This window comes from Streptomyces sp. NPDC058371, from assembly GCF_042723265.1.
Lineage (GTDB): Bacteria > Actinomycetota > Actinomycetes > Streptomycetales > Streptomycetaceae > Streptomyces.
In genome coordinates this window covers 183081-206646 of sequence record NZ_JBHXJC010000013.1, presented here as the reverse complement: position 1 = coordinate 206646, position 23566 = coordinate 183081, and the positions used below count along the sequence as shown (strand labels likewise).

The window sequence follows — 23566 nt, the reverse complement described above, 5'->3', positions numbered from 1 at the left end:
GCGGCTCCGGGCCCGCACGACCCGACGACAAGGCACATGCACGTGAACCTGCGCAACCAGTGGCCGGTCCTGCTCGTCACGACAGGACTGGCCGCCGGCCTGATCACCGGATGCGGCTCGGACTCGAGCGGCTCCGGTGGCACCGGATCCTCCGTGGTGGTCGGGATGTCCGACGACGTCCTCGCCACCGACCCCGCCTCCGGCTACGACCCCGGTTCGTGGCTGCTGTTCAACAACGTCTTCCAGTCGTTGCTCAGCTTCCCCAAGGGCGGCACGGAGCCGGAACCGGAGGCCGCCAAGGAGTGCGCCTTCACGGGGACCGGCACCAAGGTCTACTCGTGCACACTCCAGGACGGTCTGAAGTTCAGCAACGGTGACCCGCTCACCTCCGAGGACGTCAAGTTCTCCTTCGACCGCATGATGAGGATCAACGACGCCGCAGGCCCCGCGATCATGTTCCCCATGCTCGACGAGGTGACCACACCGGACGCGAAGACCGTGGTCTTCAAGCTCAAGTACGCCGACGCGACCTTCCCGAGCAAGATCGCCTCCGGCGCCGGCTCGATCGTGGACCACAAGCAGTACGCCGCGAACGGGCTGCGCAAGGACGGCAAAGCGGTCGGCTCGGGCCCGTACAAGCTGGACTCGTACAGCGACGACAAGGCAGTGTTCTCCGTCAACGGCGACTACAAGGGAACCGCCAAGGTCCAGAACTCCGGCGTGACCCTGAAGCTGTTCCACGGCGACCAGAGCGCCCTGAAGAAGGCACTCCTCGCCAACCAGGTCGACGTCGCCTACCGAGGCCTCGCCGCCGGCGACATCGCGGACATCGAGAACGACACCTCCACCAGCAAGGGCACCGACGTCGTCGAGGGCACCGGCGCCGAGGTGCAGCACATGGTCTTCAACATGAACGACCCGGTGGCGGGCAAGCTCGGCGTACGCAAGGCCATCGCCTACCTGCTCGACCGCGAGGCGCTCGTCAACGAGGTCTACCAGGACTCGGCGACTCCGCTGTACTCGATCATCCCCGCCGGTATCACCGGCCACGACACGGCCTTCTTCGACACCTACGGCGCCCGTCCGTCGAAGGCGAAAGCACAGGCCGCGCTGCGGACCGAGGGCATCACCGGCAAGGTGAAGCTGACGCTCTGGTCGACTCCCTCGCGCTACGGCCCCTCCACCGACGCGGAGTTCAGGGCGATCGCCAAGCAGCTCAACGCCAGCGGACTGTTCGACGCCACGGTCAAGTCCGTTGCCTTCGGCCAGTACGAGAAGGACATCGCCAAGGGCAAGTACGGCGTGTACGTGAAGGGCTGGGTGCCCGACTACCCGGACCCCGACAACTTCACGGCCCCCTTCTTCGGCAAGGGCAACGTGCTCAGCAACAACTACGCGAACAGCACGATCACTTCGCAGCTCATCCCGAAGACCGCCGCCCAGAGCGACCGCGCCTCGACGGACTCGGACTACGCCCAGCTGCAGAACATCGTGGCCGAGCAACTGCCCGTCATTCCGATCTGGCAGGGCAAGCAGTACGCGGTCGTAAGGGACAACGTGTACGGACTCGAGTACTGCCTCGACGCGTCGACCGTGTTCCGCTTCTGGGAGATCAGCAAGGGCTGACCGGCCGGACCCGCTGCACCAACACCGAGGGCGCCCCTTCTTGAAGAAGGGGCGCCCTCAGTGTTCGCTGCTACCGGTCCGCTTCGCCGGTGTGCGCGGACCTACTGCGCGCCGGGGCGCACCAGACCGCTCTCGTACGCGTACACCGCGGCCTGTACCCGGTCGCGCAGGCCCAGCTTGGTGAGTACATGCCCCACATGCGTCTTGACGGTGGTCTCACTGACGAACAGGTCGGCAGCGATCTCCGCGTTCGACAGGCCGCGTGCCACCAGCTTCAGCACCTCGACCTCACGGTCGGTCAACGTGTGCAGGGTGTCGGGCACCGGCTCGTCGCCGGACGGCAGATGGCTCGCGTACTTGTCGAGGAGCCGGCGCGTGATGCTCGGCGCGAGCATCGCCTCGCCCGATGCGACCACCCGGATCGCCTGCACCAGCTCATTGGCGGGTGCGTCCTTGAGGAGAAAGCCACTGGCGCCCGCGCGCAGCGCCTCCACCACATATTCGTCGAGGTCGAAGGTGGTCAGGACAAGGACCTTCGCCGGACCGTCCCGGCCGGGACCGGTGATCTGCCGGGTGGCCTCGACACCGTCCATCCGCGGCATACGGATGTCCATCAGAACCACATCGGGCTGCAGGGCACGTACCTGGTCGAGTGCCTGGAGGCCGTCTCCGGCCTCGCCGACGACCGCAAGGTCCTGCTCCGCCTCCAGGATCATCCGGAAGCCGGTACGCAGCAGCGGCTGGTCGTCGACCAGTAGGACGCGGATGGCCACGTAAGTCTCCTTCGCTAGGCCGGCCCCATTCTGCCCTGCTCGATCCCACCGGACTCCGGCGCCCTGACCGGAAGCGGATACGGCGGGGGAGTACCGCCGAATTCCGGGCATACCGCCTGGTGGTCGCACCAGCCGCAGAGCTTGGTGGGCCGCGGCCGCCAGTTACCGGTCTCGGTGGCCAGCCGGATCGCGTCCCACAGCGCCAGCAGCTTGCGCTCCACCCGCTCCAGGTCCGCGATCACCGGGTCGTACGTCAGCATGTCGCCGCTGCCGAGATAGACGAGCTGCAGGCGGCGCGGGACCACTCGCTTCAGCCGCCACACCACGAGGGCGTAGAACTTCATCTGGAACAGGGCACCCTCGGCGTACTCCGGCCGGGGGGCCTTGCCCGTCTTGTAGTCGACGATCCGCACCTCGCCCGTCGGCGCGACGTCGACACGGTCGATGATGCCGCGCAGCTTGAGACCGGAGTCCAGCTGGGCCTCGACGAACAGCTCGCGCTCCGCCGGTTCGAGCCGCGTCGGGTCCTCCAGCGAGAACCAGCGCTCGACCAGCTGCTCGGCCTCGGTGAGCCAGCGCGCCAGCCGCTCGCCCTCGGGGTCGTCGGCGAACAGCTCCACGACCTCCGGCCTGGTCTCGCGCAGCCGGTCCCACTGACCGGGGATCAGGGACTTGGCACGCGGCGCCGTCCGCTCGGTCGCCGGGGCGTCGAAGAGCCGCTCGAGCACCGCGTGCACCAACGTGCCCCGGGTGGCCGCCTCGCTCGGCTTCTCCGGGAGCTTGTCGATCACCCGGAACCGGTAGAGCAGCGGGCACTGCATGAAGTCACTGGCCCGAGAGGGCGACAGCGAGACGGGAGGCCTGGCTCTGACCTCGGCGACATCCCCGGCGCCCGTGCCGGGCTCCGCGTCCGACGGGGGAGCCTGGACCGCCTCGGTGGCCTGGGCGGGGACGCCCGCCGTCACGGGGGTGACGGGTGTGTCGATCGGAGCCGCGTCGGGGGTGGGAGGGGGCTCGGTCACGACGGCGGCGGTGGTGACGGAGGGCGCGGCCATCCCCTCGGGCGCCTCGGGCGCGGCCGCGTCGGTGCGGTCGGCGGGGGCTTCCGCCCTGCCGTCGGCACTCACCTGCGCGGGATCGCCCACGCCGGATTCCGCCGCGTCCTCGGTGCTGGTTTCCATGTCCACAGACCATACGGCCCACCACTGACAGTGACCCAGTCGTGGTTCGCGCGACGACGCGGAAAACAGAGGGGGTGCCGGGGCGGAACGCGCCGCGACGGCCGCATACCATCGACCGGAGACCCTCCCGCCGGGCATGATCGGAAGCGGGGGACGCTTCGAACTAGGGGACATCGTGGACGAGAGCGGCGGGAGCGGGCAGCCGCGGTCCGGCAACGGCGGGGCGACCGAGCACCACGCGAACCCCTCGGCCGCTGCTTCCCCCGAACCGGACCGGACGCCGACGGCGCCGTCGGACGAGCCCCTCGGCCAATCCGGCGCCGACGAACCGGGCCGTACCCCGGCGGTGCCGACAGACGGCACCCCCGACGATCCCCCCTCTGCCGAAGCCGGTCGCACCCCGACGGGACCGGCGGACGCGACCCCGGATCAGCCCGCTCCCGCCGACCGGCCCACCGCGCAAGAGCCCCCCTCCGCGGACCGCGCCGCCGCGCCGGCAGCCGTGGACGGACACGCGGCCGGCGGTCGCAGCGAGGCCGGCGTCACCGGCGCGGCCGAGCCGCACCCCGAGCCGCATCCCGAGCCGCATCCCGAGCCGCATCCCGAGCCGCACCCCGGCCACGGCGACACCCCGCCCACCGGTACGGACACCCGCCCCGCACCGGCGCCCGGCTCGCCGGGGACGGACGAACCGTCCGGCACCGCGCCCGCCCACCGCACCTCCGCCCACTCGGGGAACCGCAAGGGCCGGCCGCCCCGGCGCGGGAAGGAGCCGGGCGGCGGGCTGCTGATGGGACGGCCGTTCGGCGTGCCCGTGTACGTCGCGCCCAGCTGGTTCCTCGTGGCCGCACTGATCACCTGGGTGTTCGGCGGCCAGCTCGACCGCGTGCTGCCCGAACTGGGCGCCCTGCGCTACCTCGTCGCCCTGTTCTTCGCGGTCGCCTTCTACGCCTCCGTACTCGTCCACGAACTGGCCCACACCGTCGCCGCCCTGCGCTTCAAGCTGCCGGTACGCCGGATCCAGCTGCAGTTCTTCGGCGGGGTCTCGGAGATCGAGAAGGAGTCCGAGACCCCGGGCCGGGAGTTCGTGCTCGCCTTCGTCGGACCCCTGCTCTCGCTGGTCCTGTCGGGCCTCTTCTACCTCGCCATGCAGGCCGTGGAACCGGGCACGGTCCCCGGCGTCCTGCTGGCCGGCCTGATGGTCTCCAACCTGATCGTGGCCGTCTTCAACCTGCTGCCAGGACTGCCCCTCGACGGCGGCCGCATGCTGCGCGCCGTCGTCTGGAAGATCACCGGCAAGCCGATGAGCGGCACGGTCGCCGCAGCCTGGGTCGGCCGGGCCCTCGCCGTCTCCGTACTGATCGGACTGCCCCTGCTCACCCAGACCGGAGCCCTCGGCGACGCCCCGGACAACATCGGCGGCATGGACACCGTCACCGACGCCCTCCTGGCCGCGATCCTCGCCGCGATCATCTGGACCGGCGCCGGCAACAGCCTGCGCATGGCCCGCCTGCGCGAACACCTGCCCGAACTGCGCGCCCGTCTGCTCACCCGCCGCGCGGTCCCGGTCGAGACGAACACCCCGCTCTCCGAGGCGCTGCGCCGCGCCAACGAGGCAGGCGCCCGCGCCCTCGTCGTGGTCGACCCCGACGGCGAACCCCTCTCGCTGGTCCGCGAGGCCGCCATCGTCGGCGTCCCCGAGCACCGCCGCCCCTGGGTCGCCGTCAGCGGCCTCGCCCAGGACCTCACCGACGGCATGCGCGTCTCCGCCGAGCTCGCGGGCGAGGAACTCCTCGACGTCCTGCGCGCGAGCCCGGCCACCGAATACCTGGTGGTCGAGGACTCCGGAGAGATCTACGGAGTCCTGTCCGCAGCCGACGTGGAGCGCGCCTTCGTCAAGGCGATGGCCCGTCCCAACTGAGCCGCGCAGTGGTCGGAGGGCCGCCCCCGGACCGGTAGGCTGGTCACATGTCCGAACCGACCGGTGCCGCCCGCAGGCGCGGGCCCTTCAAGGTCGGGGACCAGGTTCAGCTGACCGATCCCAAGGGCCGCCACTACACGTTCACGCTCGAAGCGGGGAAGAACTTCCACACCCACAAGGGTTCCTTCCCGCACGACGAGCTGATCGGTGCTCCCGAGGGCAGCGTTGTCCGCACCACGGGGAACGTCGCCTATCTCGCGCTGCGCCCCCTGCTCCCCGACTACGTCCTGTCCATGCCCCGCGGCGCCGCCGTGGTCTACCCCAAGGACGCGGGGCAGATCCTGTCCTTCGCGGACATCTTCCCCGGCGCACGCGTCGTCGAAGCGGGCGTCGGCTCCGGCTCGCTCAGCAGCTTCCTGCTGCGCGCCATCGGCGACCAGGGCATGCTGCACTCCTACGAGCGCCGCGAGGACTTCGCCGAGATCGCCCAGCAGAACGTCGAGCGGTACTTCGGCGGCCCGCACCCCGCGTGGCAGCTCACCGTCGGTGACCTCCAGGACAACCTGAGCGACACCGACGTGGACCGCGTCATCCTCGACATGCTCGCCCCCTGGGAGTGCCTGGAAGCCGTCTCCAAGGCGCTCGTCCCCGGCGGCATCCTCTGCTGCTACGTCGCCACCACCACCCAGCTCGCACGGACCGTCGAGTCCATCCGTGAGATCGGCTGCTTCAACGAGCCGACCGCCTGGGAGTCGATGGTCCGCAACTGGCACATCGAGGGCCTGGCCGTCCGCCCCGACCACCGGATGATCGGCCACACCGGCTTCCTGCTCACCGCCCGCCGCCTCGCGGACGGCGTCGAGCCGCCCATGCGCCGCCGCCGCCCCTCCAAGGGCTCCTACGGCGACGACTACACCGGCCCCAACGCCGACGGCGGCGCCGGCCGCTGACGCAACCAACGCACCACAACGGTGGCCGAGTTCCCGGAAGCGTCCGGGAACTCGGCCACCGCACTTTTCCGTTGACGCGCAGCCAGAAGTCCGGACCCCGCCGTTCCACCGCCCTGTGACGTGTGGCACCATGCTGGCCACCCCCACCGGTACAGCCCTCACAGGAGACGCTCCGAGTGCAGCAATCCGCCGTCCCGGAACTGGCACACACGCACACACAACCCATTCACTGGCTCGCCACAGCCACCGCGCTGGCCGGAGTCGTCGCCCTCTCCGCGTTCCTGCAGCCCGGCGCGGCGACCGCGGCCCAAGCCGGCCCCGACGCCAAAGCCGCGCCCGCCGCGGCAGCGCCCCCCGACCCCGCGGACGCCGACTTCCCCATCGACTGCGGACCGGCCGAGGTCCTCGTACAGAAGAAGGCGTCCGGGGATCTCGACGGAGACGGCCGCCCGGAAACGGTGGCCGTGGTCCGCTGCGACGCGGGCTCCGGGACCCCGCCCAACGGCGTGTACGTCCTCACCCAGGCCGCAGACGCCCCCGCACCGCGCGTGGTGGCCACCCTGGTCGACCCGAAGGACCGGCTGAGCGTCACGGACTTCGCACTGCGCGACGGAGCGGTCACCGCGACACTGCTCGGCTACTCCTCACCCGACGTACCGAGTTGCTGCCCGGACGAGAAGGACAGCGCCAAGTGGCAGTGGAAGGACGGCGCGTTCATCCGCTCGACACCGCCCGAAGCGCGGAGCATGTGAGAAACCAGACAGTGGGTGACGCGGCGTGCCGATCAGGTCACTCCGCGTCAGGACCGAAGACCTCGACCCTGTCCGAAACCCGACGTACGTGGATGCAGTCGCCCGGACACTCCTTCGCGGAGTCCGCGACATCACGCAGAAGCGTCAGCGGTACGGGCGTTGTGGCGCCCGGCGCCTGCAGCAGCTCGTCCCCGCCGCTCTTCACATAGGCGAGACCGTCGATGTCCAGCTCGAAGACCTCGGGCGCGTACTGGGCACAGATGCCGTCGCCGGTGCACAGGTCCTGATCGATCCAGACCTCGAGCGCGTCGCCGTCGACTCCAGCCTCCTGCTGCACGGTCATTTCTCCTGCCGTTTCCTGCGTCGAGCGGTCCGATCGATGGGCAAGTCGGGCCAGCTCTGACGGGTGTTGAACACTTCGACCCTACCTCCGTCGGCTTCCCAATCATGTTGGGTGGGTATTCCACTGGCGTGAGGGAGAGCGCAAGGGTGAAGATCGGACACACCTCGACAGTCTTTGTGATCTAGGGGTTTCAATCGACACCCACCCAGGTAGGGTCTGGAAGCGTCCAGCTCCCCTTGGAGGAGGTGAGGACCGTGGCAGCCCACGACGACGACATGAACCGCGGCATCCGCCCGGGAAGAGGGTCCGATGACCCCGCCGGGCAGATTGCCTACCTTGAGCAGGAGATCGCCGTCCTGCGACGCAAGCTCGCCGACTCTCCGCGGCACACGAGGATTCTCGAAGAGCGGATCGTCGAGCTGCAGACCAATCTGGCCGGCGTGTCCGCTCAGAACGAGCGGCTCGCCAACACGCTCCGTGAGGCCCGCGACCAGATCGTGGCCCTCAAGGAGGAAGTCGACCGGCTCGCGCAGCCGCCGGCCGGCTTCGGTGTCTTCCTCACGGCAAACGAGGACGGCACGGCCGACATTTTCACCGGGGGCCGCAAGCTCCGGGTGAACGTCAGCCCCAGCGTGGAGCTCGAAGAGCTCAGGCGCGGCCAGGAACTGATGCTCAACGAAGCCCTCAACGTGGTCGAGGCCATGGAGTACGAGAGCGTCGGCGACATCGTCACCCTCAAGGAGATCCTCGAGGACGGCGAGCGCGCGCTCGTACAGGGTCACACCGACGAGGAAAGGGTGGTCCGGCTCGCCGAGCCGCTCCTGGACGTCGTCATCCGCCCCGGCGACGCCCTGCTCCTCGAACCCCGTTCCGGCTATGTCTACGAGGTCGTACCGAAGAGCGAGGTCGAGGAACTCGTCCTCGAAGAGGTCCCCGACATCGGCTACGAGCAGATCGGCGGCCTGGGAAACCAGATCGAACTGATCCGCGACGCCGTCGAGCTCCCGTACCTCTACCCCGACCTCTTCAAGGAGCACGAACTGCGGCCACCGAAGGGTGTGCTGCTCTACGGGCCCCCCGGATGCGGCAAAACGCTCATCGCCAAGGCCGTCGCCAACTCGCTGGCCAAAAAGGTCGCCGAGGTCACCGGCCAAGCCACCGGCAAGAGCTTCTTCCTCAACATCAAGGGTCCCGAACTCCTCAACAAGTACGTCGGTGAGACCGAGCGGCAGATCCGCCTCGTCTTCCAGCGTGCACGTGAGAAGGCCAGCGAGGGCACACCCGTCATCGTCTTCTTCGACGAGATGGAGTCCCTCTTCCGCACCCGTGGATCAGGCGTCAGCTCGGACGTGGAGAACACCATCGTCCCCCAGCTGCTCGCTGAGATCGACGGCGTGGAGGGCCTGGAGAACGTGGTCGTGATCGGAGCCTCGAACCGCGAGGACATGATCGACCCCGCGATCCTGCGCCCCGGCCGCCTCGACGTGAAGATCAAGATCGAGCGCCCGGACGCCGAGGCGGCGAAGGACATCTTCGCCAAGTACCTCACGGCTCGCCTCCCGCTGCACTCCGACGACCTCGGCGAGCACGGCGGGGACCGGGCGGCCACCGTCCACGGCATGATCCAGACGGCCGTGGAGCACATGTACGCCGAGTCCGAGGAGAACCGCTTCCTGGAGGTCACCTACGCCAACGGTGACAAGGAAGTCCTGTACTTCAAGGACTTCAACTCCGGCGCCATGATCGAGAACATCGTCGGACGCGCCAAGAAGGCGGCCATCAAGGCCTTCCTCGACCAGAACCAGAAGGGCCTTCGCGTCTCCCACCTCCTCCAGGCCTGCGTGGACGAGTTCAAGGAGAACGAAGACCTGCCCAACACCACCAACCCGGACGACTGGGCCCGAATCTCCGGAAAGAAGGGTGAACGGATCGTCTACATCCGCACCCTCGTCACCGGAAAGCAGGGAGCCGACACCGGACGCTCCATCGACACGGTGGCGAACACCGGTCAGTACCTGTAAAAGACAGGGCGGCTGCGGGTGCCCTCAGCGGGTACCCGCAGCCGACTGTTTTTCAGGTCACAGCTGGAGCGAGGCAATGACGCAAATGATCTCCCCACCAGCGCGAAGGCGCTCTAGGCTCTTTCGTACCGCCGAGTCGCGCAGTGCGGGGACGGGCACCGCACACGCACCGGAGCGCCAGCGGTACTTGAGCAGCGCCCCCGACCGAGGGCGCCGCCGGGCAAGGAGGGCCGCATGACCGTACGGCGAGTAATGGGCATCGAGACGGAGTACGGGATCTCCGTCCCCGGCCACCCCAACGCCAATGCCATGCTCACCTCGTCCCAGATCGTCAACGCCTACGCGGCGGCGATGCACCGGGCGCGCCGCGCCCGCTGGGACTTCGAGGAGGAGAACCCGCTGCGGGACGCGCGAGGCTTCGACCTCACCCGGGAGGCCGCCGACTCCAGCCAGCTCACCGACGAGGACATCGGCCTCGCCAATGTCATCCTCACCAACGGCGCACGGCTGTACGTGGACCACGCGCACCCCGAATACAGCGCCCCCGAAGTCACCAACCCCCTCGACGCCGTCCTCTGGGACAAAGCCGGCGAGCGCATCATGGCAGAGGCGGCGGAACGCGCCGCCCAGCTCCCCGGCGCCCAGCCCATCCACCTCTACAAGAACAACACCGACAACAAGGGCGCCTCCTACGGCACGCACGAGAACTACCTGATGAAACGGGAGACCCCGTTCTCGGACATCGTGCGTCACCTGACACCGTTCTTCGTCTCCCGCCAGGTCGTCACCGGCGCCGGACGCGTCGGCATCGGCCAGGACGGCCACGAACACGGCTTCCAGCTCAGCCAGCGGGCCGACTACTTCGAGGTCGAGGTGGGCCTCGAGACCACCCTGAAGCGCCCGATCATCAACACCCGCGACGAGCCGCACGCGGACGCCGAGAAGTACCGCCGGCTGCACGTGATCATCGGCGACGCGAACCTGTCCGAGATCTCGACCTACCTGAAGCTGGGCACCACGGCCCTCGTCCTCTCGATGATCGAGGACGGCTTCATCGCCGTCGACCTGGCCGTAGACCAGCCCGTCCGCACCCTTCACCAGGTCTCCCACGACCCGACGCTCAAGCGCCTGGTCACCCTCCGCAGCGGCCGGACACTCACCGCCGTCCAGCTCCAGATGGAGTACTTCGAGCTCTCGCGCAAATACGTGGAGGAGCGGTTCGGGGCCGACGCCGACGAGCAGACCAAGGACGTCCTGATCCGCTGGGAGGACACCCTGAACCGCCTGGAGAACGACCCGATGAGCCTCTCCGGAGAGCTCGACTGGGTCGCCAAGCGGGAACTCATGGAGGGCTACCGCCGCCGTGACAGCCTCGAATGGGACGCGGCGCGCCTGCACCTCGTCGACCTCCAGTACGCCGACGTACGCGCCGAGAAGGGCCTCTACAACCGTCTGGCGGCGCGCGGCAAGATGAAGCGCCTGCTGGACGAGACGGACGTCGAGCGGGCCCGGACCAAGCCACCGGAGGACACCCGCGCGTACTTCCGCGGCCGCTGCCTGGAGCAGTACGCGGACGACGTCGCCGCGGCCTCCTGGGACTCGGTGATCTTCGATCTGCCCGGCCGGGACTCGCTCCAGCGCGTCCCAACCCTGGAGCCGCTTCGCGGAACGCGTAATCACGTGAAGGAGCTCCTGGACCGCTGTCGTACGGCGGAAGACCTGGTCAGGGTCCTGTCGGGCCACTGACCTGTGCTGGGCCCCCCGTCGGGCCCGAGCGGCCCGACGGGGTGGAAACAGGTGGTGTCCGGGAATCATCGAGGTGGCTCCCGGACGTTGTAGCAACTGCGGGGCCGATGTCGGACCCTGCTTGTAGGGTCTGATCAAGAACGTCGAACCGAGCGGGGTGAGGGTTATGGCGACCAAGGACACCGGCGGCGGACAGCAGAAGGCCACGCGATCCACCGAGGAGGTCGAGGAGCAGACGCAGGACGCGCAGGCTTCTGAGGACCTCAAGGAGCGGCAGGAAAAGCTGAGCGACGATGTCGACTCGGTTCTGGACGAAATCGATGACGTACTCGAGGAAAACGCAGAGGATTTCGTGAGGTCCTTCGTGCAAAAGGGTGGACAGTAGGCAGGAGGATGGCCATTCTGCCTTCGATTTGAAGGTTCGGGGGAGTCGGAATTGGCTGAGGAGTCGCCTGCGAAGCGGTGTACGGGTTGCAGGCGAGACCTGCCCGTTGCTGCTTTCGCCCGGGACGGGAATCGGAGTGATGGCCTTCAGGTGCGGTGTCGGGAGTGTGTGGCGCAGTACAGCGCCGCGCACTACCGGCGTCGCCGTGAGGCCATCGGCAAGCCTGTACGCGAGAAAGTCGACGTTCCGGCCGGGCACAAGCTGTGCCGGAGGTGTGGCGAGATCAAGCCTCACCAGGACTGGCATCGCAACGCGACTGCATCGGACGGTCTGTCGACGCGTTGCAAAGCGCGCCGGGCGGTGCAGGGGCGGCAAGATCATCTGAAGCGCCAGTACGGCATCACCGAAGCGGAACGCGACGAGTTGATTGCCTCTCAAGGAGGCGTCTGCTGCATATGTTTGGCGGCTTCCGCCGAGCATGTGGATCACTGCCATAAGACGGGTAGGGTCCGAGGCGTACTGTGCTTCAGCTGCAACGCCGCACTGGGGCAGTTCAAGGATCGGCCCGATGCCATAAGGCGGGCTGCGACATACGTGGAAGGAAACGCGTGGAAGCCAACACTCGTAGCACCGGGCGTCTACCAGCTGCCTTCCTGACGCCTGGGTCGTCGTCCTTCATGGACTTCCTGTCCGACCATCAGCCGGAGATGCTCCCGGGCAGGCGGCAACTGCCGCCCATCAAGGGAGTGATCGAGGCGCCGCACGGCACCACGATCGTCGCTGTCACGTTCCCGGGCGGTGTGGTGCTCGCTGGTGACCGGCGGGCCACCATGGGCAATGTCATCGCGCAGCGCGACATCGAGAAGGTCTTTCCGGCCGACGAGTACTCGGCGGTGGGCATCGCCGGTACGGCCGGTCTGGCCGTCGAGATGGTGAAGCTGTTCCAGCTGGAGCTGGAGCACTTCGAGAAGGTGGAGGGCACCACGCTCTCCCTGGAGGGCAAGGCGAACCGGCTCTCCACGATGATCCGTTCCAACCTGGGCATGGCCATGCAGGGCCTCGCCGTGGTTCCGCTGTTCGCGGGTTATGACGTGGACCGCGAAAAGGGCCGCATCTTCTCCTACGACGTCACGGGCGGCCGTTCCGAGGAGCACGGCTTCGCCGCCACCGGCTCCGGGTCGATCTTCGCGCGCGGTGCCATGAAGAAGCTCTACAGCGACGACCTGAACGAACAGCAGGCCACGACCCTCGTCGTCCAGGCCCTGTACGACGCGGCTGACGACGACTCGGCGACTGGTGGTCCCGATGTCGCCCGCCGGATCTACCCGATCGTCACCGTGATCACCGAAAACGGATTCCGCAGGCTGACGGACACGGAGTCCTCCGAGATCGCCCGCGCGATCCTGGAGCGCCGTCTTGAGCAGCCCGACGGCCCGCGCGCCGCGCTGCTCTGACAGCGGGTTCTTGACAGGTGGCCACAGTGACTTCCACAGAAAGGGACGGATAACCGGTGTCGACGCCGTTCTATGTCTCACCCCAGCAGGCCATGGCCGACCGGGCCGAGTACGCCCGCAAGGGCATTGCTCGTGGTCGCAGCCTCGTTGTGCTGCAGTACGCCGACGGCATTGTCTTCGTCGGTGAGAACCCGTCCCGTGCGCTGCACAAGTTCAGCGAGATCTATGACCGGATCGGTTTCGCTGCCGCCGGCAAGTACAACGAGTACGAGAATCTGCGGATCGGTGGTGTGCGCTATGCCGATCTGCGGGGTTACACCTACGACCGTGACGATGTGACCGCCCGCGGTCTCGCGAATGTGTACGCCCAGACGCTGGGCACGATCTTCTCCTCCGCGGCCGAGAAGCCGTATGAGGTGGAGCTGGTGGTCGCCGAGGTCGGCGAGACGGCGGAGGGTGACCAGATCTACCGGCTGCCGCATGACGGCTCGATCGTGGACGAGCACGGCTCGGTCGCGGTCGGTGGCAATGCCGAGCAGATCAGCAGTTATCTGGACCAGCGTCATGAGGACGGGATGTCTCTCGCCGAGGCGCTCAAGCTGGCCGTCCAGTCCTTGTCGCGCGAGCCGAACGGGGGTGAGCGGGAGATTCCCGCGGAGCGCCTGGAGGTTGCGATCCTGGACCGTACGCGGCCTCAGCAGCGCAAGTTCAAGCGGATCGTCGGGCGGCAGCTCGCTCGGTTGCTGGAGGCGGACGGTGCGTCGACCGCTACCGAGGCCGAGGATCCCGAAGACGACGAGTGATCGTCGTCTTCACCCCGCTGTTCGTGTGCCCCGGCCTCTCCTCGGCCGGGGCGCACGGCGTTTTTGGCGGGGCCCGGTTCTCGCCGCTGCCCGACTCGGGGCTCCGCCCCGACCACGTATCGGCCTGAACGGCCTCGTCCTCAAACGCCGGACGGGCTGGAAATCTCCAGAACCGTCCGAAGAGGGATTCAGCCCCTCCGGGGGAAAGTCGGCCCCCGAGTGCGAGAACGGCCGTTCCGTGTCGGTGTCGGTGTCGAGGGCTAGCGTGGTGGGGCCGTGGAGCCCCGTACGACCAGTGCCACGGGAATGTCCCCTTCCGCCGGGTCCCGGCCCTCCAGGACGGCAAGGAGCGCTGCCATGCCCCGCTCGCCGAAGAGCTCGGCGTCCAGTCGTACGGTCGTCAGTTCCGGGTCGATGGCGGTGGCGAGCGCGAGATCGTCGAGGCCGGTGACCGAGATGTCGTCGGGGACGCGCAGTCCCAGTCGGCGGGCTGCTTTGTAGGTCCCTGCTGCCAGCTGGTCGTCGTCGCAGACGACCGCGGTGGGCCGGTGGTCCGGTACGGCGAGGGCTGCTTCGGCGGCGGCCCGGGCGCCTTCGATGGAGATGGGTGCTCTGGTGGTGCGCAGTTCGGTGCCGGGTACCTGGCCCAGTCGCGCGGCGAGTTCCTGGGCGCGCACTTCGAAGGTCCAGGAGGCGATGTCGGCCGCCAGGTGCAGGAATCGGCGGTGGCCGAGGGTCAGCAGATGCTCGGCGACCTGCCGTACGCCGTCTCGGATGTCGAGGTTGACGGTGGCCGCGCCGAGGCTGCCGGCGGGGTCGCTGTCCAGCATGACGAGGGGCAGCTGGTCGCCGCGGATCGCGGTCAGGGCGTCGGCGGCCATCGAGGAGGCGATGACGCCGTCCAGGGCGGCGCGGGCGGATCCGAAGGGGTCGCGGGCTGGGCCGATGCCTTCGGGGGAGGGGTAGAGCACGACGCCGAAGCCGTGCTCGGCGGCGATCCGGGTGGCGCCGGTGTAGACGCCGGCGAAGAATTCGGTGGTCAGGGCGGGCACCACGAGCAGCACGGTCCTGGTGCGGCCGAGGCGGAGGTTGCGGGCGGCGAGGTTCGGCCGGTAGCCGAGTTCGCGGGCGGCTTCGCGGACCCGGTCCGCCGTTGTCTCGGAGACCCGGCCCCGCCATTTGTCGCCGAGCACCAGGGAGACCGCGGCCTGGGAGACCCCGGCGGCCTGGGCGACGTCCCGGCTCGTGGGGCGCGTACTACCTGGTGGCACCGTGGACCTGTCTTTCTGCTGGACTCGCGGACTGGGCACATGGTACGTATGAGACGGCACGTTATACGTAAAACTTGAGGCGCTCGGCGGCCTCGGGAGCTGTGGAGAGAAGGCGGGACATGGCCGCGGGGTACGTGGAGATCCTCAGGGCGAGGCACGCCGCGCGGCTGCTCACCGGCACCCTGGTGGGCCGGCTGCCGAACGCCACCGCGGCGATCGCGGTCGTGCTGTTCATCCGCGCCGAGGGCGGCACCTACAGCCTGGCCGGGGCGCTGGCCGCCGTCTACGGAGTGGCCAACGCCGTGGGGCAGCCGCTGCTCGGCCGGCTCGTGGACCTCTACGGTCAGCCGCGCGTCCAGTTGCCCGCCGCGGTCGTCTCCGCCCTGGGCATGAGCGTCTTCGCCTTCGCGGGAACGGATCCGCTGCCCCTCGCGTATCTCTCGATGGCCGTCGCCGGACTCTTCACGCCTCCCCTGGAGGGCGGTCTGCGTGCCCTGTGGCCCTCGGTCCTCCGCAAGGAGGGCCAGTTGCACACCGCGTACGCCATGGACGCCGTGGCGCAGGAAGTCATGTTCACGGTCGGGCCGTTGCTCGTGACCCTGTGCGTGGCGCTGTGGTCCGCCCAGGCCGCGCTGCTCGTCCTGAATGTCATCGGGGTCCTGGGCGCCCTCTCCGTGGTCGTGTCGCCGCCCTCGCGCGCGTGGCGTTCGGCCCCGCGTGAGGCGCACTGGCTGGGCGCACTTCGCTCGCCCGGGCTGCTCGCCCTGCTGGGCGCGTTCCTGTTCGTCGGCATGGCGCTCGGCTCCATCACCGTCGCCGCCGTGTCGTACGCCGACGACCACGGCGGGGACGCTGTGTACGGCTGGCTGATGGCGGCGCTGGGGCTCGGCGCGCTGTTCGGCGGTTCGGTGTACGGAGCGCGTCAGTGGAGCGGGCCTCCGGAGCGGCGACTGCGGGTGCTGGTGGCGCTTCTGGCGGTGTGTTACCTGCCGCTGCCGCTGATGCCGGGAGCGGTCGCCATGACGGCGCTCACGGCGCTCGCCGGTGTGTTCCTCGCGCCCTGCATCGCGTGCGCCTTCCTCATCGTCGACCGGCACGCGCCGCGTGGCACGGTCACCGAGGCGTTCTCCTGGCTCGTGACGACGTTCACGGTCGGTGCGTCGGTCGGAACAGGCCTCGCGGGCCCGGTCGTCCAGTGGGGCGGAGCGGCCCGGGGCTTTGCCGTACCGGGTGTCGCCGGGGCCGTGTCGCTGCTGGTTCTGCTGGCCACCGGGCGGGTACTCGCAGCTCCCGCCGGGGGCGCGGTGGTTGCGGTCTCATCGGAAAATGATCCAAACCGTGCTGTCGAACCCCGTTTCAGCTCAGGGGATCGGGCGTAATGTTCAGTCATGGACCGCCGCATTTTCGGGCTGGAGAACGAGTACGGCGTCACGTGTACGTTCAGGGGACAGCGCCGCCTGTCTCCCGACGAGGTGGCGCGGTACCTCTTCCGCCGTGTCGTGTCATGGGGCCGCAGCAGCAATGTCTTTCTGCGAAACGGCGCCCGCCTTTATCTCGACGTGGGGTCACATCCGGAATACGCGACACCCGAATGTGACAACCTGACCGAGCTGGTCACCCACGACAAAGCCGGCGAGCGCATTCTCGAAGGACTCCTGGTCGACGCCGAACGACGCCTGCACGAGGAAGGAATCGCGGGCGACGTCTACCTCTTCAAGAACAACACCGACTCGGCGGGCAACTCCTACGGGTGCCACGAGAACTATCTGGTGGCCCGGCACGGGGAGTTCTCCCGGCTTGCGGACATCCTCATCCCGTTCCTCGTCACGAGGCAGCTGTTGTGCGGTGCCGGCAAGGTGCTGCAGACGCCGCGTGGCGCCGTGTACTGCGTCAGTCAGCGTGCCGAGCACATCTGGGAGGGCGTCAGCTCCGCGACGACCCGTTCCCGGCCGATCATCAACACCAGGGACGAGCCGCACGCGGACGCCGAGCGCTACCGCAGGCTGCACGTCATCGTCGGCGATTCGAACATGTCCGAGACGACCATGCTCCTCAAGGTCGGCGCCACCGACCTCGTGCTGCGCATGATCGAGGCGGGCACGGTGATGCGCGATCTGACCCTGGAGAACCCGATCCGGGCGATCCGCGAGGTCAGTCACGACATCACGGGCCGTCGCAAGGTGCGTCTGGCCAGTGGCCGTGAGGCCTCCGCGCTGGAGGTGCAGCGCGAGTACTACGAGAAGGCCGTGGACTTCTGCGAGCGCCGCGGCATCCGTACCGGCACCGTGGAACAGGTGCTGGAGCTGTGGGGCCGGGTGCTCGACTCGATCGAGGCCGAGGACCTCGACCGGATCGGCACGGAAATCGACTGGGTGATGAAGTACCAGCTCATCGAGCGGTACCGCGCCAAGCACAACATGACGATGTCGCATCCGCGAGTCGCTCAGATAGACCTCGCCTACCACGACATCCACCGACGTCGTGGTCTGTACTACCTGCTGGAGAAAAGGGGACAAGCCGCCAGGATCTGCAACGACTTGAAGATCTTCGAAGGCAAGTCCGTACCGCCGCAGACCACTCGGGCGCGGCTGCGCGGTGACTTCATCCGGCGCGCTCAGGAACAGCGCCGCGATTTCACCGTCGACTGGGTCCATCTCAAGCTGAACGACCAGGCGCAGCGCACGGTGTTGTGCAAGGACCCGTTCCGTTCCGTCGACGACCGGGTGGAGAAGCTGATCGCGGGAATGTGAGCCGGCGCCGGCGCGCTCGCGTGCCGGTCGGATGCCCGATGCCCGGAGGTGTGACCACCTCCGGGCATCGGGCATCTTTGGTCCTGCGGCGCCGTCTGTTGCCCACGGTGTGGGCGTGGCTGTGAGAGAGATGTCACGATTCCCCGAGTGGGGCGCTCTGGGCGGAATCGTCCCTTCCTGTGGGTGTTCAGGGCTGTCCGGCAGGGCAAATCGCCATGAACCTGTCACCCTTCCCGGTTGGCCCACTACCACGTGAGCTCCAACAACCGTGTGCGACGCGCCGGGATCCAGCTCGGTCGGGCTCACTCCCGGCGTGCCATCCCGGCGCGATATCCCTGGTCCGTCTCCTTTGTCTGCTGTTAGCTTCACGCCATCGGCATGACCATGACCAAACTGCCGATATCGCTGCGGATTCCCCTGTCCGGGGGACTTTCCGCGCTCGCAGCAACAAACACATACCGGGGGCTCATTTTGCGCTCTGTCAAGACAAACGGACGCGCGGCGCTCGTTCTCGCCACAGCGGGAACGGTGATCGCGACCGCCCTGGTGGGAGTGTCCGCTTCGCCCGCGGCGGCGTACTGCCGCAGTGGCATGACGAAGTGGAACAGCACCTCCAGCGCGAAGACCGTCGGCGTCAACACCACGTTCCCCAGCGTGCTGCGGAACGGCCTCAACGGCGGCCTGACGCAGTGGAACCGCAGCAGCTCCGCGCTGCGCTACAACTCGCCCGTGTACACCAGCGGCTGGCTGATCTACGCCTTCCGCGCCTCCTACAGCTACACCAGCCTCATGGGCAGCGCGCCCGGATACGCCTCCACCCAGGTGTCGGGTAGCACGCACAACGGCGGAACGCTGTACCTCTCCAACCGCTTCACCTGGGTGAACGCCAGTCAGAACATCGGCCAGGGCAAGGCGGACGTGCAGACGGTCGTCGTGCACGAAATCGGTCACTTCACCGGCCTCGCCCACCCGTGGCCGGGCCCCTGCACGGACGGCTCCGCGTACACGTCCGCGGAGAAGGGGTCCGTCATGACGACCATCAACACCGGCACCCGGCGCGCTCTGAACAGCGACGACATAGCCGGCGTCCGGGCCATCTACTGACGGGGGAAGCAGAAATGAGTGCAGTTCGCACAGTGAGGCCGCGTGCCCTGGTGCGCGCCTCGGCCGCTCTCGCCCTGCTCGCCCTCGGCGCCTCGGCGTGCGCCGGGTCCACCGGCGGCGGGCACGAGGACACGGCGAAGAAGTCCGGCACCAAGGCCGTACGCGTCATCGAGGGCCACCCGTACGCCGTCGACAGCAGCCCCGAGGCCGCGATCGCGTTCCCGATGAACGAGAACGTCTTCGAGGGCAGGGTCGTGGACCGGCGTCCCGATGTGCATGCCACGGACGTGCTCGACGACGGAACGAAGTTCGAGGTCGTGTACACACCCGTCGTCGTCAGGGTCGACACGGTCCACAAGGGCGCGCTGAAGAAGGGCGCCGAGGTCGTCGTACGGTCCATGGGCGGCACCGCGGACGGGGTCCGGTACGCGATCGAGGAAGCCCCTGCCAAGAAGACGTTCGCGAAGGGCACTTCGCTGGTCGTCTTCGGCAGCGAGTACACGGCCGTCCACTCGGAGAGGGGGCCGGCCATCACACCCAACTTCCTCTACCGGGAAGCCGGTGACACGGTCGTCGACGCCACCTACGCGCGCGGTGCGTACGACGGGGGGCCCGCCGACCGGATGAACCGGACGGAGTTCCTTCGCAAGCTCCGCCCGCTGTCCGCGAAGACGGCCTCCTGACGGATCGTCCGCAGGTCGCTCAGGGCTGACAGTCGCCCGGACCGGTCACCGGTCCGGGCGACGGCGTGTCTCGCGTCAGACCGTGCGGGGGGCAAGTAGGTCGTAGAGTGGCGGCCATTGCCCCCACCCCCGACTCCCAGTTGGACTGATGAACTACAACGTGAAACGACGTGCCGTCGCACTGCTGGCCGTGCCCGCCCTGTTGTTCACCGCCGCGTGCGGATCGGACAACAAGAGTGACAGCGAGACGTCGGCGGGCATCGCTCAGGTCAAGGGGGAGTTCGGGGCCAAGCCCGAGATCTCCGTGCCCAAGAACGGGAAGCCGTCCGAGAAGACCGTGGTCAAGACGGTCTCGACTGGCAGCGGCGCCGTGATCAAGGCCTCCGACTTCGTCCGGCTGGACTGGACCGCCGAGAAGTGGGGGAGCAGTCAGGCGCTGGGTGGCACCTGGGCCTCGGCGACCGCGAGCTCCAAGACGCCGCGGCAGCAGTCCGTCGAACAGATCGGCAAGCAGAGCCAGCAGCTGCCCGCCAAGGTCCTGGACGCCGTGAAGGGGCAGAAGACGGGCAGCCGGATCCTGGTGCAGGGCACCGCGGGTGATCTGATCGGCTCGGGGCTGAACACCTCCTCCGGCATCACCGCCAAGGATGTGCTGGTCTGGGTGGTCGACGCGATCGGCTCGGCCAAGGTCGACGCCAAGGCCTATGCCAAGGGGACGCAGGGGGCACCCGACCCGGGCCTGCCCACGGTGTCGGCCCCCGCGCCGAAGGCGGCGACCATCACCATCCCCAAGGGCACCAAGGCGCCCAAGGACCTCAAGGAGCAGGTGCTGATCAAGGGCACCGGCAAGAAGGTGGAGGCCGGCCAGGGCCTCATCGCCCAGTACACCGGGGTGAAGTGGGAGGACGGCAAGAAGTTCGACTCCTCCTGGGACCACGGTGGCGCCACCGCCTTCCAGATCGGCACCGGCTCCGTGGTGGCCGGGTGGGACAAGGGTCTCGTCGGCAAGAACGTGGGCGACCGCGTGCTGCTGGTGATCCCGCCCTCTCTCGGCTACGGCGCCAACCCCAGCAGCGAGCTGGCCAAGAACACTCTTGTCTTCGTGGTCGACATCCTCGGCACGGTCTGACCACAGAATCTGTGAGACTGTCCGGGACGCAGACGTTGCAACAAGGAGTAATGAAGTGAGCATCGAGAAGCCCGAGATCGACTTCCCGGGTGGCGAGCCCCCGGCGGACCTCGAGATCAAGGACATCTGGGAGGGCGACGGCCCGGTCGCCAAGGCCGGGGACTTCGTCAAGGTCCACTACGTGGGTGTGGCCTTCTCCACCGGCGAGGAGTTCGACGCCTCCTGGAACCGCGGCAACCCGCTCGAGTTCCAGCTCGGTGTCGGCCAGGTCATCTCCGGCTGGGACCAGGGCGTGCAGGGCATGAAGGTCGGCGGCCGCCGCCAGCTGACGATCCCGGCGCACCTCGCGTACGGAGACCGCGGCGCCGGTGCCCGGATCGCCCCGGGCGAGACGCTGATCTTCGTCTGCGACCTGGTCGCCGTCTGATCCGGACTCGGTCCGAGCATCGTGCGGATCGGACCGCTGTCCGATCTTCATACGCCGTGTGATCAGGGTCTGACCGGACCCGATCATCTGGGGCCCATGCCTGCCCGGGCATGGGCCCTCGGCTTTTGCCGCGCCACTCCGGAGCGGTACGGTCATCGGTCGGAAGCATCATAGGAAAGGGCGTCGATGGCCATTGCCAAGGCCGAGCGGCTGATGAACCTGGCGCTGTGTCTGCTGGGGACCCGGCGGCCGCTCAGCAAGCGTGAGCTGCGCGAGTCCATCGAGGCCTATCTGGAAGCCGGCTCCGACGACTCCTTCAACAGGATGTTCGAGCGCGACAAGGACGATCTGCGCGAGCTCGGACTGGTCATCGAGACCGTGGAGAACCTGGACGGCGAGGTCGGCTATCTCGCCCGCCGCGACAGCAACCGGTTGCCGGCCATCACGCTCGACGCCGAGGAAGCGGCCGCCCTCGGTCTGCTCGCCAAGGTCTGGCAGCAGGCCCGGCTCGCGGGCGCGGCGAGCGGCGCCCTGCAGAAGCTGCGCGCCGCGGGCCTGCCCGAGGACGTCGACCCGTACGAGGTCCATGGCGCGCTGGAGCCGCACATTCCGGTGCACGAGGCGGCGTTCGAACCGCTGATGCTCGCCTGCCGCGACCGCCGCCCGGTCGCCTTCGACTACCGCAAGGCGACGGCGGCCCGCCCCGAGCCGCGCACCGTCGAGCCCTGGGCTCTGGAGTGCTGGCGCGGTCACTGGTATCTCGCGGGCTGGGACCGTGACCGCAGTGCCGAGCGCGTCTTCCGGCTCTCGCGCATCACCGGCAAGGTCCGCACCCGCGCCGGGAAGTTCACCACCGAGGTTCCGGACGTCGTCACGGTCCGGGAGACGGTCGCGAGCTGGGCGGGGGAGAACGCCGACCGCTCCGCCCGGATCCGGCTGCGCGCCGGGTCCGGCTACCCGCTGCGCGCCAAGGCCGCCTCCGTACGGGAACTGGGCGACGGCTGGGACGAGTTGGAGATTCCGTACGGGCATGGGCTGGACGCCTGGCTGGTGGAGTTCGGACCGGACGTGGTGGTCCTGGAGCCGGCCGAGCTGCGAGCCGATGTAGTGGACCGGCTGCGCGCCGTGGCCAAGGGCTGAGGGGGACGTACAGAACGTGGCAGGCAAACCGGCCAGGCCGGCGAACGCGATCGACCAGACCAGACGGATGCTGTCCCTGGTGACGTATCTGCGCGAACGCCCCGGCGCGCGCGTCAGCGACGTCGCCCGCGCCTTCGGGATCAGCGAGGACGAGCTGATCTCCGACCTCGATGTGCTGCCGCTGTGCGGGACCAGCTTCCGTGGGGGCGATCTCCTCGACATCGACACCGACGGCGACCGCATCTGGTGGCACAACCCGGCCGCCCTCGGGGCGGAGGCGGCCGAGCCGCTGCGTCTGGCAGCCGACGAGGCGACCGCGCTGCTGGTGGCCGCCCGCGCGGTCTCCACGCTGCCCGGACTGCGCGAGGGGGACCGGCAGGCCCTGCTGCGGGCCACCGCCAAGGTGGAGGCCGCGGCGGGCGAGGCCGCGGGCGCCAGTGCCCGGCTGTCGGTCACCTTCGAGTCCGAGGGGGGTGTCTTCGCGGACGTCGACCGGGCGATCTCCGAACGGCGCCGGCTGTGGATCCGCTACTACTCGCCCGCGCGCGACGAGCTCTCCGAGCGGGAGATCGACCCGATCCGCCTGGTCAGCGTCGGTCACACCTATGTGGAGGCGTGGTGCCGCCGCTCCGAGGCGCGCCGCACCTTCCGGCTCGACCGGGTCGCCGAGATCCGCATCCTGGACGAACCGTCCGCGCCGCCGGAGATCGAACTGCGGGACCTCTCCGAGGGGCTCGTCCAGCCGGCGGCCGAGGATCCCGAGGTGGTCGTGGAAGTCGGCCCCGGCGGGCGCTGGGTCGCCGAGTACTACCCGCACGACAGCGCCGAGGAGCTGCCCGACGGCGGACTGCGGATCACCCTGCGCGCACCCGACCCGGCCTCGCTGCGCCGGCTCGCGCTGCGCCTCGGGCGCGACGGCCGGATCGTGTCGCCGCAGGACCTCGCGGACAGCGCCCGCCGGGCGGCCCGTGCGGCGCTCACGGCGTACGACGGACCCCCCGCGCGCGGAGGGCCCGCCGAGGGCCTCGGGGACGACGGCCCCGCCGGGCCGCACGGAGTTCAGGACGGGCTGTACGACAGGCAGGAGCAAGGGCTTTGAGCACGTCG

The 23566-nt window shown here is 68.8% G+C and carries 22 protein-coding genes; 18 read left to right on the top strand and 4 right to left on the bottom strand.

Annotated elements, in window-relative coordinates:
- Positions 1-42 precede the first annotated feature (42 nt).
- Positions 43-1626: an ABC transporter substrate-binding protein gene (locus tag ACFWM2_RS31075; RefSeq protein ID WP_383286997.1), complete on the top strand. Its 1584-nt coding sequence runs from the start codon at positions 43-45 to the stop codon at positions 1624-1626.
- 101 nt (positions 1627-1727) lie between these two features.
- Here ACFWM2_RS31075 and ACFWM2_RS31070 read toward each other — a convergent pair whose 3' ends face one another.
- Together ACFWM2_RS31070 and ACFWM2_RS31065 are read right to left on the bottom strand one after the other, a co-directional pair.
- A complete protein-coding gene (locus tag ACFWM2_RS31070; protein ID WP_266467029.1) occupies positions 1728-2399 on the bottom strand; it encodes a response regulator transcription factor in 672 nt (223 codons plus the stop codon).
- 14 nt (positions 2400-2413) lie between these two features.
- Complete coding sequence (locus ACFWM2_RS31065) at positions 2414-3454, bottom strand: PD-(D/E)XK nuclease family protein (protein ID WP_383286996.1); 1041 nt, start codon at positions 3452-3454, stop codon at positions 2414-2416.
- A gap of 262 nt (positions 3455-3716) precedes the next feature.
- On the opposite strand from ACFWM2_RS31065, the gene ACFWM2_RS31060 reads away from it, so the two are divergent.
- From ACFWM2_RS31060 to ACFWM2_RS31050, 3 genes are all read left to right on the top strand, one after another.
- Positions 3717-5501, top strand: coding sequence for a site-2 protease family protein (locus ACFWM2_RS31060; RefSeq protein ID WP_383286842.1), 1785 nt, complete (start codon positions 3717-3719; stop codon positions 5499-5501).
- Positions 5502-5548: 47 nt separating this feature from the next.
- On the top strand, positions 5549-6451 hold the full coding sequence (locus tag ACFWM2_RS31055; RefSeq protein ID WP_383286840.1) for a tRNA (adenine-N1)-methyltransferase: 903 nt from the start codon (positions 5549-5551) through the stop codon (positions 6449-6451).
- 176 nt (positions 6452-6627) lie between these two features.
- A complete protein-coding gene (locus tag ACFWM2_RS31050) occupies positions 6628-7203 on the top strand; it encodes a hypothetical protein (protein WP_383286838.1) in 576 nt (191 codons plus the stop codon).
- Positions 7204-7240: 37 nt separating this feature from the next.
- Here ACFWM2_RS31050 and ACFWM2_RS31045 read toward each other — a convergent pair whose 3' ends face one another.
- A complete protein-coding gene (locus ACFWM2_RS31045; RefSeq protein WP_383286836.1) occupies positions 7241-7546 on the bottom strand; it encodes a ferredoxin in 306 nt (101 codons plus the stop codon).
- A gap of 254 nt (positions 7547-7800) precedes the next feature.
- Between ACFWM2_RS31045 and arc the strand changes: the two genes are divergently transcribed.
- From arc to prcA, 6 genes are all read left to right on the top strand, one after another.
- Positions 7801-9567 (top strand): proteasome ATPase, encoded by a 1767-nt coding sequence (gene arc, locus ACFWM2_RS31040; RefSeq protein WP_383286833.1) that lies wholly within the window; start codon positions 7801-7803, stop codon positions 9565-9567.
- A gap of 234 nt (positions 9568-9801) precedes the next feature.
- The gene (gene dop, locus ACFWM2_RS31035) at positions 9802-11313 is read left to right on the top strand and encodes a depupylase/deamidase Dop (RefSeq protein ID WP_383286831.1); all 1512 of its coding nucleotides are present in this window, start codon (positions 9802-9804) and stop codon (positions 11311-11313) included.
- A 166-nt stretch (positions 11314-11479) separates the two neighbouring features.
- Complete coding sequence (locus tag ACFWM2_RS31030) at positions 11480-11698, top strand: ubiquitin-like protein Pup (RefSeq protein ID WP_030356241.1); 219 nt, start codon at positions 11480-11482, stop codon at positions 11696-11698.
- Between the two features lie 51 nt (positions 11699-11749).
- Complete coding sequence (locus ACFWM2_RS31025) at positions 11750-12355, top strand: endonuclease VII domain-containing protein (RefSeq protein ID WP_383286829.1); 606 nt, start codon at positions 11750-11752, stop codon at positions 12353-12355.
- Positions 12307-13152 (top strand): proteasome subunit beta, encoded by an 846-nt coding sequence (gene prcB / locus ACFWM2_RS31020; RefSeq protein ID WP_383286827.1) that lies wholly within the window; start codon positions 12307-12309, stop codon positions 13150-13152. Before ACFWM2_RS31025 ends, prcB begins: the two co-directional genes overlap by 49 nt.
- Before the next feature lie 56 nt (positions 13153-13208).
- Positions 13209-13955 carry a proteasome subunit alpha gene (gene prcA / locus ACFWM2_RS31015; protein ID WP_383286825.1) on the top strand — a complete coding sequence of 249 codons (747 nt, stop codon included), beginning with the start codon at positions 13209-13211 and terminating at the stop codon, positions 13953-13955.
- Between the two features lie 260 nt (positions 13956-14215).
- Here the strand turns inward: prcA and ACFWM2_RS31010 are convergent, their stop codons facing one another.
- Positions 14216-15226, bottom strand: coding sequence for a LacI family DNA-binding transcriptional regulator (locus ACFWM2_RS31010; protein ID WP_383286823.1), 1011 nt, complete (start codon positions 15224-15226; stop codon positions 14216-14218).
- 119 nt (positions 15227-15345) lie between these two features.
- Here ACFWM2_RS31010 and ACFWM2_RS31005 point away from each other — a divergent pair, with 119 nt between their 5' ends.
- From ACFWM2_RS31005 to ACFWM2_RS30970, 8 genes are all read left to right on the top strand, one after another.
- Complete coding sequence (locus ACFWM2_RS31005; RefSeq protein WP_383286821.1) at positions 15346-16605, top strand: MFS transporter; 1260 nt, start codon at positions 15346-15348, stop codon at positions 16603-16605.
- Between the two features lie 9 nt (positions 16606-16614).
- Positions 16615-17976 carry a Pup--protein ligase gene (gene pafA, locus ACFWM2_RS31000; protein WP_383286819.1) on the top strand — a complete coding sequence of 454 codons (1362 nt, stop codon included), beginning with the start codon at positions 16615-16617 and terminating at the stop codon, positions 17974-17976.
- A 528-nt stretch (positions 17977-18504) separates the two neighbouring features.
- Entirely contained in the window at positions 18505-19080 is a 576-nt protein-coding gene (locus ACFWM2_RS30995) for a matrixin family metalloprotease (RefSeq protein WP_383286817.1), read from the top strand.
- A 14-nt stretch (positions 19081-19094) separates the two neighbouring features.
- Positions 19095-19763: a hypothetical protein gene (locus ACFWM2_RS30990; protein ID WP_383286815.1), complete on the top strand. Its 669-nt coding sequence runs from the start codon at positions 19095-19097 to the stop codon at positions 19761-19763.
- A gap of 148 nt (positions 19764-19911) precedes the next feature.
- Positions 19912-20892 (top strand): FKBP-type peptidyl-prolyl cis-trans isomerase, encoded by a 981-nt coding sequence (locus ACFWM2_RS30985; protein ID WP_383286813.1) that lies wholly within the window; start codon positions 19912-19914, stop codon positions 20890-20892.
- 55 nt (positions 20893-20947) lie between these two features.
- Positions 20948-21319: an FKBP-type peptidyl-prolyl cis-trans isomerase gene (locus tag ACFWM2_RS30980; protein WP_383286811.1), complete on the top strand. Its 372-nt coding sequence runs from the start codon at positions 20948-20950 to the stop codon at positions 21317-21319.
- Between the two features lie 186 nt (positions 21320-21505).
- Positions 21506-22459, top strand: coding sequence for a helix-turn-helix transcriptional regulator (locus ACFWM2_RS30975; RefSeq protein WP_383286809.1), 954 nt, complete (start codon positions 21506-21508; stop codon positions 22457-22459).
- Between the two features lie 16 nt (positions 22460-22475).
- Entirely contained in the window at positions 22476-23558 is a 1083-nt protein-coding gene (locus tag ACFWM2_RS30970; RefSeq protein ID WP_383286807.1) for a helix-turn-helix transcriptional regulator, read from the top strand.
- The last annotated feature ends 8 nt before the right edge of the window (positions 23559-23566 follow it).